The organism is Bradyrhizobium sp. USDA 4510, from assembly GCF_054059095.1.
In genome coordinates this window covers 4,781,349-4,798,479 of sequence record NZ_JBSSBT010000001.1, presented here as the reverse complement: position 1 = coordinate 4,798,479, position 17,131 = coordinate 4,781,349, and the positions used below count along the sequence as shown (strand labels likewise).

18 protein-coding genes are annotated in these 17,131 nt (G+C 63.6%); 12 read left to right on the top strand and 6 right to left on the bottom strand.

Features of this window, described 5'->3' with window-relative positions; genetic code table 11:
• Window positions 1-86: 86 nt before the first annotated feature.
• From ntrB to cynS, 3 genes are all read left to right on the top strand, one after another.
• Window positions 87-926, top strand: a complete 840-nt coding sequence (gene ntrB / locus ACVMDN_RS22300) for a nitrate ABC transporter permease (protein ID WP_456834976.1) — start codon at window positions 87-89, stop codon at window positions 924-926.
• 193 nt (window positions 927-1,119) lie between these two features.
• Window positions 1,120-2,031: an ABC transporter ATP-binding protein gene (locus ACVMDN_RS22295; RefSeq protein WP_141340018.1), complete on the top strand. Its 912-nt coding sequence runs from the start codon at window positions 1,120-1,122 to the stop codon at window positions 2,029-2,031.
• 19 nt (window positions 2,032-2,050) lie between these two features.
• A complete protein-coding gene (gene cynS / locus ACVMDN_RS22290) occupies window positions 2,051-2,539 on the top strand; it encodes a cyanase (RefSeq protein ID WP_076828434.1) in 489 nt (162 codons plus the stop codon).
• A 67-nt stretch (window positions 2,540-2,606) separates the two neighbouring features.
• On the opposite strand, the gene purB is transcribed toward cynS, so the two are convergent.
• From purB to ACVMDN_RS22275, 3 genes are all read right to left on the bottom strand, one after another.
• Complete coding sequence (gene purB / locus ACVMDN_RS22285) at window positions 2,607-4,037, bottom strand: adenylosuccinate lyase (RefSeq protein ID WP_076828436.1); 1,431 nt, start codon at window positions 4,035-4,037, stop codon at window positions 2,607-2,609.
• 281 nt (window positions 4,038-4,318) lie between these two features.
• Window positions 4,319-5,083 carry a hypothetical protein gene (locus ACVMDN_RS22280; protein WP_253639470.1) on the bottom strand — a complete coding sequence of 255 codons (765 nt, stop codon included), beginning with the start codon at window positions 5,081-5,083 and terminating at the stop codon, window positions 4,319-4,321.
• Between the two features lie 316 nt (window positions 5,084-5,399).
• The gene (locus ACVMDN_RS22275; protein WP_076828440.1) at window positions 5,400-6,227 is read right to left on the bottom strand and encodes an isocitrate lyase/PEP mutase family protein; all 828 of its coding nucleotides are present in this window, start codon (window positions 6,225-6,227) and stop codon (window positions 5,400-5,402) included.
• A gap of 111 nt (window positions 6,228-6,338) precedes the next feature.
• Between ACVMDN_RS22275 and ACVMDN_RS22270 the strand changes: the two genes are divergently transcribed.
• Window positions 6,339-7,283: a LysR family transcriptional regulator gene (locus ACVMDN_RS22270; protein ID WP_076828442.1), complete on the top strand. Its 945-nt coding sequence runs from the start codon at window positions 6,339-6,341 to the stop codon at window positions 7,281-7,283.
• A 29-nt stretch (window positions 7,284-7,312) separates the two neighbouring features.
• Here ACVMDN_RS22270 and ACVMDN_RS22265 read toward each other — a convergent pair whose 3' ends face one another.
• Window positions 7,313-7,636 carry a DUF1476 domain-containing protein gene (locus ACVMDN_RS22265; RefSeq protein WP_076828443.1) on the bottom strand — a complete coding sequence of 108 codons (324 nt, stop codon included), beginning with the start codon at window positions 7,634-7,636 and terminating at the stop codon, window positions 7,313-7,315.
• 349 nt (window positions 7,637-7,985) lie between these two features.
• Between ACVMDN_RS22265 and purC the strand changes: the two genes are divergently transcribed.
• The 7 genes from purC (at window position 7,986) to ACVMDN_RS22230 (ending at window position 13,581) form a co-directional block, all read left to right on the top strand.
• Window positions 7,986-8,753 carry a phosphoribosylaminoimidazolesuccinocarboxamide synthase gene (purC, locus tag ACVMDN_RS22260; RefSeq protein ID WP_016843454.1) on the top strand — a complete coding sequence of 256 codons (768 nt, stop codon included), beginning with the start codon at window positions 7,986-7,988 and terminating at the stop codon, window positions 8,751-8,753.
• Between the two features lie 15 nt (window positions 8,754-8,768).
• Complete coding sequence (gene purS, locus ACVMDN_RS22255; protein ID WP_057018386.1) at window positions 8,769-9,011, top strand: phosphoribosylformylglycinamidine synthase subunit PurS; 243 nt, start codon at window positions 8,769-8,771, stop codon at window positions 9,009-9,011.
• An 11-nt stretch (window positions 9,012-9,022) separates the two neighbouring features.
• Window positions 9,023-9,277, top strand: a complete 255-nt coding sequence (locus ACVMDN_RS22250) for a hypothetical protein (RefSeq protein ID WP_057018387.1) — start codon at window positions 9,023-9,025, stop codon at window positions 9,275-9,277.
• On the top strand, window positions 9,274-9,975 hold the full coding sequence (purQ, locus tag ACVMDN_RS22245) for a phosphoribosylformylglycinamidine synthase subunit PurQ (protein ID WP_057018388.1): 702 nt from the start codon (window positions 9,274-9,276) through the stop codon (window positions 9,973-9,975). Before ACVMDN_RS22250 ends, purQ begins: the two co-directional genes overlap by 4 nt.
• Window positions 9,976-10,038: 63 nt before the next feature.
• Window positions 10,039-11,001, top strand: coding sequence for a tripartite tricarboxylate transporter substrate-binding protein (locus tag ACVMDN_RS22240; protein WP_253641021.1), 963 nt, complete (start codon window positions 10,039-10,041; stop codon window positions 10,999-11,001).
• 130 nt (window positions 11,002-11,131) lie between these two features.
• Entirely contained in the window at window positions 11,132-12,736 is a 1,605-nt protein-coding gene (locus ACVMDN_RS22235; RefSeq protein WP_076828447.1) for an ABC transporter substrate-binding protein, read from the top strand.
• A 248-nt stretch (window positions 12,737-12,984) separates the two neighbouring features.
• Window positions 12,985-13,581: an invasion associated locus B family protein gene (locus ACVMDN_RS22230; RefSeq protein WP_456834977.1), complete on the top strand. Its 597-nt coding sequence runs from the start codon at window positions 12,985-12,987 to the stop codon at window positions 13,579-13,581.
• A gap of 42 nt (window positions 13,582-13,623) precedes the next feature.
• On the opposite strand, the gene ACVMDN_RS22225 is transcribed toward ACVMDN_RS22230, so the two are convergent.
• Entirely contained in the window at window positions 13,624-14,601 is a 978-nt protein-coding gene (locus ACVMDN_RS22225; RefSeq protein ID WP_076828557.1) for a DMT family transporter, read from the bottom strand.
• A gap of 319 nt (window positions 14,602-14,920) precedes the next feature.
• Here ACVMDN_RS22225 and pstS point away from each other — a divergent pair, with 319 nt between their 5' ends.
• Complete coding sequence (pstS, locus tag ACVMDN_RS22220) at window positions 14,921-15,904, top strand: phosphate ABC transporter substrate-binding protein PstS (protein WP_456834978.1); 984 nt, start codon at window positions 14,921-14,923, stop codon at window positions 15,902-15,904.
• Here the strand turns inward: pstS and ACVMDN_RS22215 are convergent.
• A complete protein-coding gene (locus ACVMDN_RS22215) occupies window positions 15,897-16,907 on the bottom strand; it encodes a methyltransferase (RefSeq protein WP_456834979.1) in 1,011 nt (336 codons plus the stop codon). The genes pstS and ACVMDN_RS22215 overlap by 8 nt on opposite strands.
• Window positions 16,908-17,131 lie beyond the last annotated feature (224 nt).

Sequence of the window (17,131 nt, the reverse complement as noted above, 5' to 3'; positions counted from 1 at the left end):
CGCGCGGGGAGACACTCAGCGCAACAATTGGGGCCGGTGGTTATGGGTCCCTGCTTTCGCAGGGACGACGCGGGGAGGGAGTGCGCGTGACCTTCTCCCTTCGCCTTCGCGCCGCCATCGTCTCGATCGCGCTGCTTGCCGCCTTCCTCGGCGCCTGGCACCTCGCCACCCGCAGCAGCGGCACGACGGCGGCCATGAGCCCCGAATACGCCAGGCTGATGGGGCTGACCGCGACGCAGGGCAAGTCGGCGATGCCCGGACCGCTCGATGTCGGCGCCAAGCTGTGGGAGCATCTGAAGCGGCCGTTCTACGACAATGGCCCGAACGACAAGGGGCTCGGCATCCAGCTCGCCTATTCGATCGGGCGCGTCGGGCTCGGCTATTCGATCGCGGTCGTCGTCGCGATCCCGCTCGGCTTCATGATCGGCATGTCGCCGCTGATCAGCAGGGCGCTTGATCCGTTCATCCAGGTGCTGAAGCCGATCTCGCCGCTGGCCTGGATGCCGCTCGCGCTCTACACGATCAAGGATTCCTCGATCTCGGCGATCTTTGTCATTTTCATCTGCTCGGTGTGGCCGATGCTGCTCAACACCGCGTTTGGGGTCGCGGGTGTGCGCAAGGAGTGGATCAACGTCGCGCGCACGCTCGAGGTCGGCACCATCAGGCGCGCCTTCACCGTGATCCTGCCGGCGGCGGCGCCGACGATCCTGACGGGCATGCGGATCTCGATCGGGATCGCCTGGCTCGTGATCGTCGCCGCCGAGATGCTCGTCGGCGGTACCGGCATCGGCTATTTCGTCTGGAACGAGTGGAATAACCTGTCGATCACCAATGTGATCATCGCAATCCTCTTGATCGGCCTCGTCGGCATGCTGCTCGACCAGGTGCTGGCGCGGTTCACGCGCATGGTGACGTTTCCGGAGTAGCGATGACCGACAGCCGCATTGCAGCCCCTTCACCTCGCCCCGCCTGCGGGGAGAGGTCGATTGCGAAGCGATCGGGTGAGGGGGAGTTTCCGCGAGTCTATCTGCCGCCGTGCTCGCGGAGGAAGCCCCTCCCAACCCTCTCCCGGCGAAGAGCGGGGCGAGGGAGCGCAGTCCATTCGTGGAGCTACCGCGGATGACCGACAAGTTCATTTCGATCGAGGGCATTGCGCGGCGCTATCCCGGCGCCGGCGGCGGCGTCACCACGGTGTTCGAGAATTTCTGGCTGTCGATGGCGCGCGGCGAGTTCGGCTGCGTGATCGGCCATTCCGGCTGCGGCAAGACCACGGTGCTGAACATCCTCGCCGGCCTCGACGAGCCGAGCGAGGGCACGGTGATCGTCGACGGGCAGGGGATCGAGGGCACCAGCCTCGACCGCGCTGTGATCTTCCAAAGCCATGCGCTGCTGCCGTGGCGCACCGTGTCGGGCAATGTCGCCTATGCTGTCAGCTCGAAATGGCGCAAATGGGACCGTGCGCGGGTGAAGGCGCATGCGCAGAAGTTCATCGATCTCGTCGGGCTCACCGGCTCCGAGCACAAGCATCCGTCCGAGCTCTCCGGCGGCATGAAACAGCGCGTCGGCATCGCGCGGGCGCTGTCGATCACCCCGAAGATCATGCTGATGGACGAGCCGTTCTCGGCGCTGGATGCGTTGACCCGCGGCACGCTGCAGGACGAGGTGCGGCGGATCTGCCTGGAGACCGGGCAGACCACCTTCATGATCACCCATGATGTCGATGAGGCGATCTTCCTCGCCGACAGGATATTCCTGATGACCAACGGTCCCGGCGCCGTGCTGGCCGAGATCGTCGAGAACCCGCTGCCGAAGGAGCGCGGCCGTATCGATCTGCACCGCCATCCCTATTACTATGCGCTGCGCAACCATATCGTCGATTTCCTGGTCAGCCGCAGCAAGAGCTTTGCCGCCGAGGTGACCGGTCACGATCCGCGCCACGTGCCGACGGTGCGGCCCGGCGTCGGCGAGCCCGTGATCGTCTCGCCGCCACGCGCCATCGAACTCAATCCCGCGCAGAGCGCTGCGCGCTGAAGCCCAAGGAGGAAACCTGATGAAACGCGAAGACCTCACCGAGAAGCTGCTCGACATCAAGCGCGAGAAGGGCTGGAGCTGGAAATACATCTGCGAGAAGATCGGCGGCTATTCCGATGTGCTGATCACGGGCGCGATCCTCGGCCAGATGAAATTGACAAAGCCGCAGGCGGCGAATGCCGGCGAATTGTTCGGGCTGTCGAAGGCCGAGATCGCGATGCTCAACGAGGTGCCGACGCGCGGCACCGGCACGCCGATGCCGCCGACCGATCCGCTGATCTACCGCTTCTACGAGATGGTGATGGTCAACGGCCCAGCCTGGAAGGCGCTGATCGAAGAAGAATTCGGCGACGGCATCATGTCGGCGATCGACTTCGACATGGCGCTGGAGCGCGTCGCCAATCCGAAGGGCGACCGCGTCAAGATCACCATGAGCGGCAAGTTCCTGCCGTACAAATATTACGGCGCCAGCGGCAACGTGCCTGAATACGGCTTCAAGGAAGAGTAAGGCGAGGGGGCGAATGGCGAGTAGCGAATGGATTCCTGCCCATTCGCTACTCGCACCTCACCAATCGCTACAGGATCGTGCCCGGGTTGTAGCGAGCCGCCTCAGGCTTGGCCTTGGCCAAAGCCTCGACCTGCTCGGCGAAGAAATCGACCTGGGCGCCGGCGTCGCCGGAGTTGGCGCGACCCTGGTCGAGCACGTGCTGCAGTTCGGCTGCGCTCAAGCCAAGACGCTTGTCGGCGGCGAGGCGCTGCAGCAGATCGTTCTGCACGATCTTGCCGGTGCGCAGGTCGCCGATGGCCGCGACGGCATGCTCCTTGATCGCCTCGTGGGCGCCTTCACGGCCCGCACCCTTCTTGACCGCTTCCATCATCACCGTGGTGGTCAGCAGGAAAGGCAGATAACGGTTGAGCTCGGTCTCGACGACGGCTTCGAACACCTCCATCTGGTCAAGCACCGTGAGCAAAGTTTCGAGCAGGCCATCCATGGCGAGGAAGGCATCGGGCAGCATGACGCGGCGGACGACCGAGCAGGAGACGTCGCCTTCGTTCCACTGATCGCCGGCAAGGCCTGCGGCCATCGCGAGATAGCCCTTCAGGATCACATGCAGGCCGTTGATGCGCTCGCAGGAGCGGCTGTTCATCTTGTGCGGCATCGCGGAGGAGCCGACCTGGCCCTTGGCAAAACCTTCGCTGGCGAGTTCGTGGCCTGCCATCAGGCGGATGGTCTTGGCGAAATTGCCGGGCCCGCTGGCGAGCTCGGTGAGCACGCTGACCGCACGGAAGTCGAGGCTGCGCGGATAGACCTGGCCGACGGCATCGAGGGCCTTCGGCAGGCCGAGGTGAACGAGGACGCGCTGCTCGAGCGCGCGCGCCTTGCCGGCATCTCCGTTGAACAGGGTGATCTGATCGAGACGGGTGCCGACCGCGCCCTTCAGGCCGCGGGCGGGATAGGTCTGTAGCACATTGACCAGGCTCTGATGCGCCAGCAGCATCTCCTCGCCGGACATGGCGATGCGCTTGCCGAGCGTCGTGACCTGCGCGGCCACGTTATGGGTGCGCGCGGTGAACGGGATGTCGCGCAATTGCTTCGCGCGCGTGGCAAAGCGGATGAGTGCGGCGATGCTCTTGGTCTCGATGAGCTGCAGCGCGCGGTAGACCTGCAATTGCTCGACGTTCTCGGTGAGGTCGCGGCTGGTCATGCCCTTGTGCAGGTGCTCGTGACCAGCGAGCTCGCAGAACTCCTCGATGCGCGCCTTGACGTCGTGGCGGGTGACGCGCTCCCGCTTCATGATGGAGGCCAGGTTGATCTGGTCCTTGACGCGCTCGTAGCTTTCGATCACGCCATCCGGCACCGCGATGCCGAGATCGCGCTGGGCCTTCAGCACGGCGATCCAGTAGTCGCGTTCGAGGCGGACCTTGCCTTCGCCACTCCAGATGGCGCGCATGGCGGGCGAGGCGTAACGTTCGGCGAGGACGTTGGAAATGTGATCTTGGGACATCCCGCTCTCTTGGCATTGCCTGAGACTGGCTGCAAGCCGCGACCTGCGATGAATCGTCAGGTCTGGTAACGCTCGGCCGGGCTTGCGGTGCTGGCGCCAGCATACCAGATTCAGGAAGGCGCCGCCTCGGGCAATCCGGGGCGGCGCAGGCATGCTTCGCCCCGCGTCAGAGCGAGAAGGTCACTGCGGCGGGTCCGCAGCTCAGGCCGGCCGTGTTCGGCACGGCCGTGTCGCTGGTCCAGTTGTCCTCGCCGTCGGTCGTCTTGTACAGGAACTGGCCGTTAGGCCCCTGGTGCGGGACGTACAATGTGTCGTTGAACACGACCGGCGCGGCATTGCCGAAATTGCCCGGCGTGTCGGGGACCTGGCGGTCGGCTCCCCAGCTGCCAATGCCGTCGAACCGCTTGAAGAAGAAGAGACCCGTGGGGTCGTTGAAGAACAGGTAGATCCAGTCCTTGTAGGAAGCTGCGCCCGGACCGTTCCGTGCCGGCAACCGGATTGCTTCGCCAGGTGCTGCGGTCGAAGGTCGCGTACCAGAAGCGGTTCATGTTGCCGGGTTCGCTATAGCCGGGCCCGCGGCCGAACACGTAGAGCGTGTCGCCGCGCACGACCGCGGCCGGGGTGTCGACGTTCTGGTAGGCGACGGAGATGAGATGGTTGGTTCCGGATGTGTTGATCTCGGGTCCGAAGCTGGTGCCGTCGTAGGTCTTGTACATCAGGTCGGACTGGCCGGGATTCGAGTACAGCAGATAGATCAGGCCGTCATACACGGCGGCCGCCACGCCGCCGCCGACGCCGGCCATGTTGGGCACCTGGGCTGCCGCCGTCCACAGCTCGCCGTCATAGACCCTGTAATAGAGGGACTGGTTGATCGGATAGAACACATACAGGTTGGTGTTGAAGACGACGGCTGCCGGCGTGTTGCTGATCCAGGTGTTCCCCGGCATCGGGACATCGCCGCTCCAGGCCTCGCCGTTGAAGACGTTCGTAAAAAATTGCGGACTGTTTCCAACGCCCTTGTGCAGGGAAAACAACCAGCTCTTCATTTTGGAAATCCCCCACGGCGACGAGACGCCGCCTCTGATCATCGGTGTAGATTGGATCGATGTGCGCAGGATCGATTGGAATGAACTGATCGTACGCCTGCGCCCGTCGTGTTCTACGTCCGATTCACCGATGGTTGTGTGAAGCTGTTCACTCACCCTGGAGGAGGAGACCATATATGTCGTGCGCAGACTGAGAATCGCGGCCGCTCAAGGCACGCCGCGACGTGAGTGGCGACTTGTCGGAAGACGGATTTCGAGGAGATGAGAGAAGCGCGAATAGCGAATGGATGCTTTCCGATTAGCTATTCGCTGCGCCCTATTCGCCTTTCGCTGCGGCGAATGCCGCGCGGACCTCCTTCACCGGCGCCATGTCGCGGACGAAGCCGAATGCGCCGTTGTCCTTCATCTCGCGGGCACAGCGCAGGAACGCAGCCAGCGCGTGGCGCTGCATCGCGCCGCCGACGCTGATGCGCTTGACGCCGGCGGCGGCGAGTTGCTCGACGGTCAGGGTCGGATCGGCAAAGCCCATCACGAGGTTGAACGGCTTGTTGATCGATGACACCACGGTCTTGATGGTGGCGAGATCGTAGAGGCCCGGCGAATACAGCACGTCGGCGCCGGCGGCCTCGAACGCCTGTAGCCGCTTGATGGTGTCGTCGAGGTCCTTGCGGCCGTGCAGGAAGTTTTCCGCCCGCGCCGTCAGCGTGAACGGGAACGGCAGCGCCCGTGCGGCCTCGACCGCGGCCTGGACCCGCTCGACCGCCAGCGAGAAGTCATAGATCGGGCGCTGCGGGTCGCCGGTCGAGTCCTCGATCGAGCCGCCGACCGCGCCGGCCTCGGCGGCGAAGCGGATCGCCTCGGCCGCGAGCTTCGGCATGTCGGCGCCGCATTTTTCCAGATCGGCATTGACGGGCAGGTCGGTGGCCTCGGCGATCACCCGGCAATTCTCGATGATCTCATCGAGGCTGACCGTCGAACGGCCGAGCGTATTGGCGAGCCCGAGGCTGGTGGTTGCGAGCGCCTCGAAGCCCATGGATGCGAGCAGCTTCGCCGTTCCGGCGTCCCACGGATTTGGAATGATGAAGGTGCCGGGCCGCTGATGCAGCTCGCGAAACCGTGCTGCCTTGTCCGCCTGGGTGCGCATGTGAACTCCTGCTGTTGTCAAAAGCGACTGAAAGCAGCGATAGGGCGGTATCGCCCATCAGACAAATTTGTATTTCTCTCGATATCATCAGCTTTTTGCATGGGGAGGGCGATGGACAGCGACGCGCTCAACACGTTCCTGGTGGTGCATCGGCGCGGCGGGATCTCGCATGCCGCCAAGGCGCTGCACCGCTCGCAGCCGGCGATTTCGCGGCGCATAGGGCTGCTCGAGCAGGAGCTCGGGGTGCCCCTGTTCGAGCGGATCGCGGGCAAGACGCGGCTGAGCGATGCCGGGCGGGTGATGGTGCCCTATGCCGAACGGGCGGTGGCGGCGGCGCAGGATGCCGAGAACGCGGTGCGCGCGCTGCTGCGCGGCAATTCCGGCCCGGTGGCGCTGGCGGTGACCGGTACCCTCGCCGGCGAGCGGCTCTCGAACGTATTGAAGCGCTTTGCCCGCCGGCACCCGGACGTTGCGCTGACGCTGCGCACCGCGACCAGCGCCGAGGTCAGCGACCTGATCCGGCGCGGCGAGGCGACGATCGGGTTGCGTTACGACCGCGACCGCTCGCGCGACCTCGATTGCGAGGTGCTGTTTGCCGAGCCGCTCGGGGTGGTCTGCGCGCCGGACCATCCGCTGGCGGGACGCCGGGTCGGCAAGCTTGCCGATCTCAGGGATGAGCGCTGGATCGCCTTCCCGGAGGTGCCGGGACGCCGCGAAATCACCGCCTCGCACGTCTTCGCCCTGTTCCTGACGCACGGGCTCGGCGAGGTCGCCTGGACGCCGGTCGACAGCCTGACGGCGCAGAAGCGCCTGGTCGAGGCCGGGCTCGGGATCGCGCTGCTGTCACAAAGCAATGCGGCGGAGGAATTGGGTAGCTCGAGGATCGCGACGATCCGCGTCGGCGATCTCGCCGCAAGCCACGAGGTCGTCGCCGTGACACGGCACGGCGGCTTCCTCAGCGCCGCCTCACGCCGTCTGCTCGACATCCTCCGTGCCGACTTCACCAAGACGAGGGGCACAAACACGTCGCGCCGGAACGGTGTCCGGCGCGCGTAAAGGTCGACTTGGTAGGATGTCCGGGGAACTCAGCTTCCCGCCTTGACCTGCGCCGCGGCCATCGCCAGCAGCTCGTCCATCTTGGCGCGGATATCGCGCTCGGTGGCGGGTTGCCCCTTGGCCGTGAGGTCCTTCAGAACCTTGTGCAGCACGTCATTGTCGCCGGCTTCCTCGAAGTCGGCGGCGACCACTTCCTTGGCATAGGCGCTGGCGGCATCGCCCGTGATGCCGAGCTTCTCGGCCGCCCACAGGCCGAGCAGCTTGTTCCGGCGGGCTTCAGCCTTGAACTTCTGCTCCTCGTCGAGGGCGAACTTCTTCTCGAAACCTTCCTCGCGCTTGTTGAATTCGCTCATGGCTGAAGTTCCAATTCCCTTGCTGAATGAGGGCCGCCGCGCGTTGCGGCAACCCCGATGCCTGCCTAGATAGGTGGGAGGAATCGGCAAGACAACGAGCCGTTAAGCCGCAGGCAAAACTGGCGGAATCGGCCCTTTATGATAGGGCGGTATAAGTGCCCTCAAGGGGGCACTATCGATTGTGCTGGATGGGCCAATCGGATAGGTTGCCAACAGGCATGGTTCTTGTTCTGTTTCCAGTTGGATTGCCCAGGTTCCAGGCCTCCGCGGCAGCTCCGTCGTGGGTCGTAACCCCAAGTCATCCGGAGCACCCAAATCCATGGATTTCAACAAAACACGGTACATCCCAATGAGCCGTCGACGCCGTATTTATGAAGGCAAGGCCAAGGTGCTTTACGAAGGCCCCGAGCCGGGAACCCTGATCCAGCACTTCAAGGACGACGCGACCGCGTTCAACGCCAAGAAACACCAGGTGATCGAGGGCAAGGGCGTCCTCAACAACCGGATTTCGGAGTACCTGTTTCAGCACCTCAACGACATCGGGGTGCCGACCCACTTCATCCGCCGCCTCAACATGCGCGAGCAGCTGATTCGCGAGGTCGAGATCGTGCCGCTCGAGGTGGTGGTGCGGAACGTCGCCGCCGGCTCGCTGTCGCAGCGGCTCGGGATCGAGGAGGGCACCCAGCTGCCGCGCTCGATCATCGAGTTCTATTACAAGAACGACCAGCTCAACGACCCCATGGTGTCGGAAGAGCACATCACCGCCTTCGGCTGGGCGACGCCGCAGGAGATCGACGACATCATGGCGCTGGCCATCCGCGTCAACGACTTCCTGACCGGCCTCTTCCTCGGCATCGGTATCCGCCTCGTCGACTTCAAGATGGAGTGCGGACGGCTGTTCGAGAACGAGATGATGCGGATCATCGTCGCCGACGAGATCTCGCCGGACTCCTGCCGGCTGTGGGACATCAAGTCGAACGAGAAGCTCGACAAGGACCGTTTCCGCAGGGATCTGGGTGGCCTGCTCGAGGCCTACACCGAGGTCGCCAAGCGGCTCGGCATTCTGATTGAAAACGAGCGGCCGGCCGGTAGCGGCCCGGTGCTGGTGAAGAGCTAAGCTGAAGGGACGACCGTGAAGGCACGTGTGACTGTGACATTGAAGTCGGGCATCCTCGATCCGCAGGGCAAGGCGATCGAGGGTGCGCTGAAATCGCTCGGCGTCGACGGCGTCGCCAGCGTTCGCCAGGGCAAGGTGTTCGACATCGAGCTCGCCGCGACCGACAAGGCCAAGGCGGAAGCGGCGCTGAAGGCCGCCGCCGACAAGTTGTTGGCGAATACCGTGATCGAGAATTATGCCATCGAACTGAAGGCGTAAGGGGCGAGCAAATGGCCGACGTGACGATGGAGCTGATGTTCGAAGTGATGAAATCGGTCCAGGCGCGTTTGGCTCAGGTCGACGGCAAGATCGATGAGTTGAAGCAGGAAATGCAGGCATCGCGAACGTCTCAGAATGGTATCCGCCAGGAAATTACCGGCGTGTTCCAGGAGATTTCCGGTATTCACGCGACGCTGGTTCGCCACGAAGGGCGTCTTGACCGCATAGAGACACGTCTCGAATTGAACGAAGTACCAACTCCATGAAATCAGCCGTCCTCGTCTTCCCCGGCATCAACCGCGAGCGCGACATGGCGCGCGCGCTCAAGCTCGCATCCGGCAATGAGACCGCGATGGTCTGGCACGCCGAGACCGCGCTGCCCAAAGGCACGGACCTCGTGGTGGTGCCCGGCGGCTTCTCCTATGGCGATTACCTGCGCTGCGGCGCGATCGCGGCGCGCGCGCCGGTGATGGACGCGGTGCGCGACTTCGCCGCCAAGGGCGGGCTCGTGCTCGGCGTCTGCAACGGCTTCCAGATCCTCTGCGAGTCGGGGCTGCTACCGGGCGTGCTGATGCGCAATGCCGGGCTGAAGTTCATCTGCCGCGACGTGCATATGCGCGTCGAGCGTTCCGACACGCCCTTCACCCGCGGCTACAATGCCGGCCAGGTGATCCGCGTGCCGGTGGCTCACGGCGAAGGCAATTACGAGGCGGACGAAGAGACGCTGAAGCGGCTCGAAGGCGACGGGCGGGTGCTGTACCGCTACTGCTCGCCGGAGGGCGTGGTCGACGAGGCCTCCAATCTGAACGGCGCCGCGCATTCGATCGCCGGCATCGTCAATGAGCGCGGCAACGTGCTCGGCATGATGCCGCATCCGGAAAACCACGTCGAAGAGATCATGGGCTGCACCGACGGCCGCGGCCTGTTCGCAGGCCTGGTCCAGCAGTTCGAAAAGGCGGCGTAATCACCATAGCGTTTTCGAGCGAAGTGGGGACCGGTTCGCGTGAAGAAAACGCGTCAGAATAAAATGCTGCGGCGGTGGTGCGTTGCCGCGGCTGCGGCGCTTCTGCTTGCGACGTCGGCCTACGCCCAGGACTTCCCGAAGCGTCCGATCACGATGATCGTGCCGTTCACGGCCGGCGGCACCTCCGACGTCATCGCCCGCGCGGTCGCCGACCAGATGGGCACGGCGCTCGGCCAGAGCATCATCATCGAGAATGTCGGCGGCGCCGGCGGCTCGACCGCGCTCGCCCGCGCCGCGCGCGCCGAGCCGGACGGCTACACCATCGCGATCGGCAATGCCGGCACCAACGCCGCGACCTACACGATCTATCCGAAGCTGCCGTTTACGCCTGACTCCTTCGCGCCGATCGCCGTGGTCGCCAAGACCTTCGGCATCGTCGCGCTGCGCAAGGATTTTCCGGCCAAGGACCTCAAGGAATTCATCGACTACGCCAGGAACAATCCGGGCAAGGTCAATCTCGGCCATGCCGGCGTGGGCTCCTCGAATTACCTGATCTGCAAGAGTTTTGTTCATGCCGCCGGCATCGACGTGCAGCTGGTCGGCTATCGCGGCGCGGCGCTTGCGCTGACGGACGCGATCGGCAGTCAGATCGACGGCGTCTGCGATGCCGCGGCCTCGGTGTCGCAGGCGGTCGACGACAAGCTGGTGAAAGCGGTCGTCGTCGGCTCGACGGTACGGCTTGCGTCGTTGCCGGAACTGCCGACCTCGGCCGAGGCCGGACTGCCCGAGTTCGAGGCGCAGGGCTGGAACGGCCTGTTCGCGCCGAAGGGCACACCGCCCGAGATCATCGCCAAGCTCAACGCCGCCGCGCGCACCGCGGTTGCGAGCGAGGCGGTGAAGAAGCGCTTCGCCGACCTGTCGACCGTCGCCCCCGACGCCAATGAGCTCGCGCCCGAGGCGCTGCAGCAGCTCGTGACCCGCGACGTCGCGAAATACCGCACGCTGCTGGCGGACGATAAGAAGTAGAGGGTCATCGTCGCTGCGTTGGCTCTGCCCTCGACGCGGTCGCCGAGGCGGCGAGCCTTGCGTCAGCCGCTCTCCAGACTGGCCTGAAATTTGCTGGTGATCTCCCGATCGATCAGGACGGGAGCGCATCATGCTCATTCGCAAGGCTCACTGCACGATTGCGTTCCTATGCGCGCTGCTGTGGTCGCATTGGGCGATGGCCGAGACCACGTTGCGCATCGCCATGACGGCGTCCGATATCCCGACGGCCACCGGGCTGCCGAATAACGGCTTCGAAGGCATGCGCTTTCTCGGTTATCCGATCTTTGAAGGTTTGGTGCTGTGGAATCTGAGCGGAACCGACCGCTTGGCGACTTTGCGTCCCGGACTCGCGGAGAAATGGGAACAGGACCCCGTCGACAACAAGACCTGGATTTTCCATCTGCGCCAGGGCGTCAAATTCCACGATGGTACCGATTTCAATGCCGATGCCGTGATCTGGAATCTCGATCGCTACTTCAACAGCGAGAGCCCGCAATTTGAGCCGCCGAGTTCGGCGATGTCGCGGGCGCGGGTCCCGGTGATGGGCAGTTACCGGAAGATCGATGACGCAACGGTGGCGATCTCGACGACGAAGCCGGCATCCTATTTTCCCTATATGGCGGTCTATCTTCTGTTCACCTCGCCCGCCTCATTCGAAAAGGCCGGCCGCGACTGGGCCAAGGTCGCGACGTTGCCGGCTGCCGGCACCGGGCCGTTCCGCATCACCAGGATTGTGCCGCGGCAAGAGGCAGATCTGGCGCGTTGGGACAAGTATTGGGACACGAGCAAGACAGCGAAGGTCGACAATGTCGTGTTGCTGCCGATCCCCGAGGCCAATTCGCGGCTGGCCGCCTTGCGTGCCGGCCAGGTCGACTGGATCGAAGTGCCGCCGGCCGATGGCGTCGACTCGCTGAAATCCGCCGGCTTCACCATTACCACCGGCTCCTATCCGCATGTCTGGCCGTGGTTCTACAACATCGGCGCCGCCAACAGCCCGTTCAAGGACGTCAGGGTTCGCCAGGCCCTGAACTACTGCATCGATCGGGACGGGCTGGTGTCCCTGCTCAACGGGACCGCAGAGCCGTCGGTCGGCTGGCTCAAGGCCAGCGATCCCGATTTCGGCGCGCCGGTCAATCACTACAAGTTCGATCCGACCAAGGGCAAGGCGCTGCTTGCCGAGGCGGGTTACACGTCGGCGAAGCCATTGGCGTTCAAGGTGCTGATCTCGAATTCAGGCTCGGGGCAGATGCTGCCCCTGCCGATGAACGAATTCCTGCAGCAGAACCTGAAGGAAGCCTGCGGGGTCGATGTGGAATTCGACGTCATCGAGTGGCAGGTGCTCCTGACGGCGGCCCGGGCCACGCCCGACAGCTCAACTTTGCGCGGCGCCATGGCGCTCAATATCAGCTCGCCTTCGTCGGACGCCGGCGTGATGGCGCGCTATTTCCTGGCCGCCAATTTTTCACCGAACGGTTTCAATTTCGAGCAATGGAAGGACGACGAGTTCGAAGCCGCACTCAAGACGATTTCGGAAGCGACCGATCCGAAAGTGATCTCGGCGGCTTACCGCAAGGCGCATGAGCGCCTCGTCGACGATCCGCCCTGGCTCTATATTGTCCACGATCTGAACCCTCGCGCGATGAGTCCGAAGGTGAAGGGTTTTGTGTCGCCCCAATCGTGGTTCGTCGACCTCACGCTGGTCAGCGTGCAATAAGCCGGGGTCCAGCATCGTCGCCCGCATGGCTGCGCCCGAGTGCGAGCGAAGCGGTGAAGAAGCGGTTCGTCGACCTGTCGACGGTCGTACCCGACGCCAATGAACTCGCGCGCCGAGGTGCTGCAGCAACTCGTGACCCGCGACGTTGCGAAGGACGACAAGAAGTAGCATTTCTGCGGCGTGCAACGCCCTGATGCGGACACAGTCCGCGACGAGCCTGAGTTCAGGTCTGATCGGGGAAAGCGGCCATGCGCCGTGTGATCTTGCGTTGCTGCGCCGGCATGGCGCTTGCTTGGCTGGTTGCCGGCCCAGTAGCCGGCGAACAGGCTACGTTGACTTATCCCCCCTGGACGAAGTTCTGCATAGCCGACACCTGCATTGTCGGGCGAGAGGGGCGATCGAAGATAGAGAACATAGACTGCGGGGCAGTCGTGGCAGCCGCGCTGATCGCGCGCACCGGAGATTCCAGGAAGACGTTGCGCGTTTTCTTGCCGACCCGGGTGATAGTCGAACGTGGTGTTCGGATCATTATCGATCAGGAACAAGCGATTGAGCGGCCCTACGCGGGCTGCTTTGCCTACGGTTGCACGGCTGACTACGACGCCGGACCGGAAATGGTCGATCAGCTCAAGCAAGCGCATGCGCTCACTCTGGAAGCCTTCGATAAGGCCAATTCGCCGATCAGCCTGACCGTGCCGCTCGCCGGATTCGATGATGCCTACGATGGACCCGCACAAGAGACGAAGGTCATCGAGGAGGTGCTTTCGGCGGAGGAAAAGCAGGCGAGATCGGAGCGTGCGAAGCGCGCCGAAGAGGAGCGCAAAGCGCGCTGTGAAGCGAGATAGGCGACCGCAAATAGCGGGTCTGTCAGATTCGATGAGCAGCAGCTAAAGCCTGCGCAGCCACCGTTTGACTGCTTCGCCCGGCACCGTCATCGCGGCGACGCCGGCCATGACCAGCACGAGGCCGAGCGCGAGATTCGACGGCACGGATTCCCCGAGCAGGATCACCGACAGCGCGACGCCGATCGGAATGCGAAGATAACCTTGCGCATTCGTCGTCAGCGTGCCGAGCCGCGTCAGGCACATGTAGAACAGCATCAGGCCGAACGCGCTGGAGAAGATGCCCATCACGACGGTGGCGACCAGCGCCTGCGGCGTCGGGTGCAGGGTCCAGGGATGGTCGACGATCAGGGCGACCGGCAGCAGCACGGTGCCGCCGAACAACAGCGAGCCGGCCGCCACGACCATCGGATCATAGTCCGACAGCCGAAGCCCGAAGATCGTGGCGCAGGCGAACGAGACGGTGGCGAGCAGGATCGCGATCTCGGCGAAGATCTCCTTGCCGAAGCCTGAGAGTGCGTCGAGGCCGATGATCGCGACCGTGCCGGCGAGGCCGAGGATCGCGCCGACCAGCTTGAGCAGCGAGGCCGGCTCGTGTCGCGTGATCGCCCAGGTGATGAGGAAGGCGAAGATCGGCGTCGTCGAGGCCAGCACCACGGTGTTGGATGCCGGCACGTAAAGCTGCGCCCAGGTGATCACCAAAAACGGGATCGTGGAGTTGATGGTCTGCTGGAAGGCGAACAGCTTCCAGGCCTTGAGGTCGGTCGGGATGCGGATGCCGCGGATGCGCAGCACGATGAGCAGGAAGGCGGCGGCCACCAGCGAGCGCGCGGAAATGAAGGTGACCGGCGGGATCGAGCCGAGCCCGATCTTGGTCAATGGATAGGTGGAGCTCCAGCAGCAGGCCAGCGCCAGCAGCAGCGCATAGTCGCGCCAGCCGCGCGCGCCCGGCGCTGACGTGGACGAGGTGGGCACTTTCTCGGGAGCCGTCACGCCGCCCGTTTTCGCTGTGCTCTTCGGCACCTTGATTTGGCTCCCTTCGCGCATTGGCGCGCGAAGCAGCAATCTAGCGCGGCGGCGCGATGCAAGGCTAGGGTATTGAATTTACGCCGATATCCCGCTTGGAGGAATTGGTGCGGGCGCGTCTGAGGGACTGAGGCTGGAGGCGTCCCGACGCCTCCGGCGTATACTACCGTTTTGTGACTTGGCCCACACGGGCGTCTGGCTCGTCCTGCTAGCCTCAGCACCATGACGAAGCATTTCAGATTACCGATCATTTTCACTGCGCGTCGTCGCAACGCAATGCTTCGCTGCGGAGACCAAGGGCGCGGGCTCAACCTTCGTGTCGCCTGTGGTGGCGAAATGGATCGATGCCTACAAGGCCAAGACCGGCAACACGGTCAGCTATCAATCGGTGGGCTCGAGCATCGGCGTCGGCCTGATCAAGAAGGCCGCCGTCGATTTCGGGACGAGCGATATGCCGCTCGATCCGAAAGAGCTGGACAGGCTCGGCATGGTGCAATTCCCGATCGTGATCGGAGGCGTCGTGCCGGTGGTCAACATCGCGGGCGTCAAGCCCGGCCAGATCCAGTTCACCGGACAGCTGCTCGCCGACATCTATCTCGGCAAGGTCAAATCGTGGAACGATCCGGCCATCCAGGCGGTCAATCCCGATCTGAAGCTGCCGCGCACGGCGATCACCGTCGTGCATCGCCTCGATGGGTCGGGGACGACGTTCAATTGGTCGAACTATCTTGCGAAGGTCAGTGCGCAGTGGAAGGCAAGCGTCGGAGAGGGCTCGTCGGTCGAGTGGCCGGTAGGGCTCGGCGGCAAGGGTAATGATGGCGTCGCCTCGCTCGTCAGTTTGATTCCCGGGGCGATCGGCTATCTCGAATATGCCTACGCGCTGCAACGGCTTGACCGGATTTCCTTCGGTCTGGTGCAGAACAGTGCCGGCAATTTCGTCACCCCCGACGCCGCATCGTTCCAGGCTGCGGCGTCGAGTGCGGACTGGACGACGACGCAGGATTTTTACAAGGTCCTCACCAACGCTCCCGGCGAGGACGCATACCCGATCACGGCCACGACCTTCGTCCTGATGCACAAGCAGCCGAAATCACCCGACGGGTCGGCAACCGCGATCAACTTCCTGCGCTGGTCGTTGCATAGCGGCAAGCCGCAGGCTCAATTGCTCAACTACGTTCCTCTGCCGGCCACGCTGGTCGAACAGATCGAGCAGTATTGGCAACACAATTTCGAGGCGCTTACGGCGTCGGCAGCGGCGGAAAGCGGACTGATCGGTAGACCACGCGGATACGCTACTTAAATCCGATCACCATCGAATCCGGGCCAACGAGCGGTTCGACCCGCGTTCGGGAAAATCCGACGTCGCGCATCCAAGCCTGACAGTCTTCGCCTGTGTAGTCAAACCCACCGGCGGTTTCGATCAGCATATTCAAGCTCATCAGAAGCCCGAAAGCGTTTTCGCGGCGATCGTCATCGATGATGGCGTCATAAACAATGATTGCGCCACCTTTCGGAAGCGCATCGAATGCCTTGCCGAGAAGCGCCCGTTTCTTGGCAAGGTCCCAATCATGAAGGATGTGACCCATGATGATGACGTCAACCTCCGGCAGCGGGTCCTCGAAGAAGTTTCCTCCCCGAAACCGCACCCGATCCTTCAGCCCGCGCTGAGCGATAAATTCCTCGAACACCGGCTTGACCGCGGGAAGGTCGAAGCCGATGCCGGTGAGGTGCGGATGGTCGTGTGCGAGCGTGGCAGGCACCATGCCCTGAGCCGAACCGAGATCCATGAAAGTCTTGTACTCGCTCCAAGGGAACTTGCCGGCAATAGCATGCGCCGCACCCGCGCTTATTGCGCTCATCGCGGTCAGAAATCCCCGCAACCGATCCGGATCGGCATACAATGCCGCAAATAAGTCTTCTCCTCCGCCCTTGCCCTCGTTCTGCAATTCGCCGCTGCGCAGGGCCTCCGTGAGCGATCCCCAAAAGCCATAGAGCCGGGCATTCGCCATCTCCAGAATGCCTCCGATGTAGGATGGCTTGGCGCGATCGAGATACAGGTCCGTGTCCGGGGTGTTGCTGTAGATGCCGTTCTCGCGCTCAAGCAATCTGAGCGCCACCAGCGAATCGAGGAAGTCGCGGGCCGATCGCTGATGCAACGCAAGCGTCCTTTGCAGCGTCGGCAGGTCGGCGGGGCCATCGGCCAACGTACTGAACACGCCCAGTTCGACGGCGCTCAAGAGCGTTTTGGACGCCCAAAAGCCCAGACCAATCTGCATAATATGTTCCGGTGTTGCGGCGCTCATGACTTGATCCCAATTGGTTGTCACTGCTGGTGCAGCCGGGTGAACATGTCGCCCCTGGTTCGGGCCTGGTGCGCCGGGAGGGTGGCAGGGGTTCACCACGGCGTCATTTCAAATAACGGCGAATAAATTTGAGTTTGACACTTCGGCTCGGTGAACGCCAGTGGCGCAGGATTGGCGAGAACGAATCAGCGATGGACGCCGCTCCGGCGTCCATCGCGTGAGCT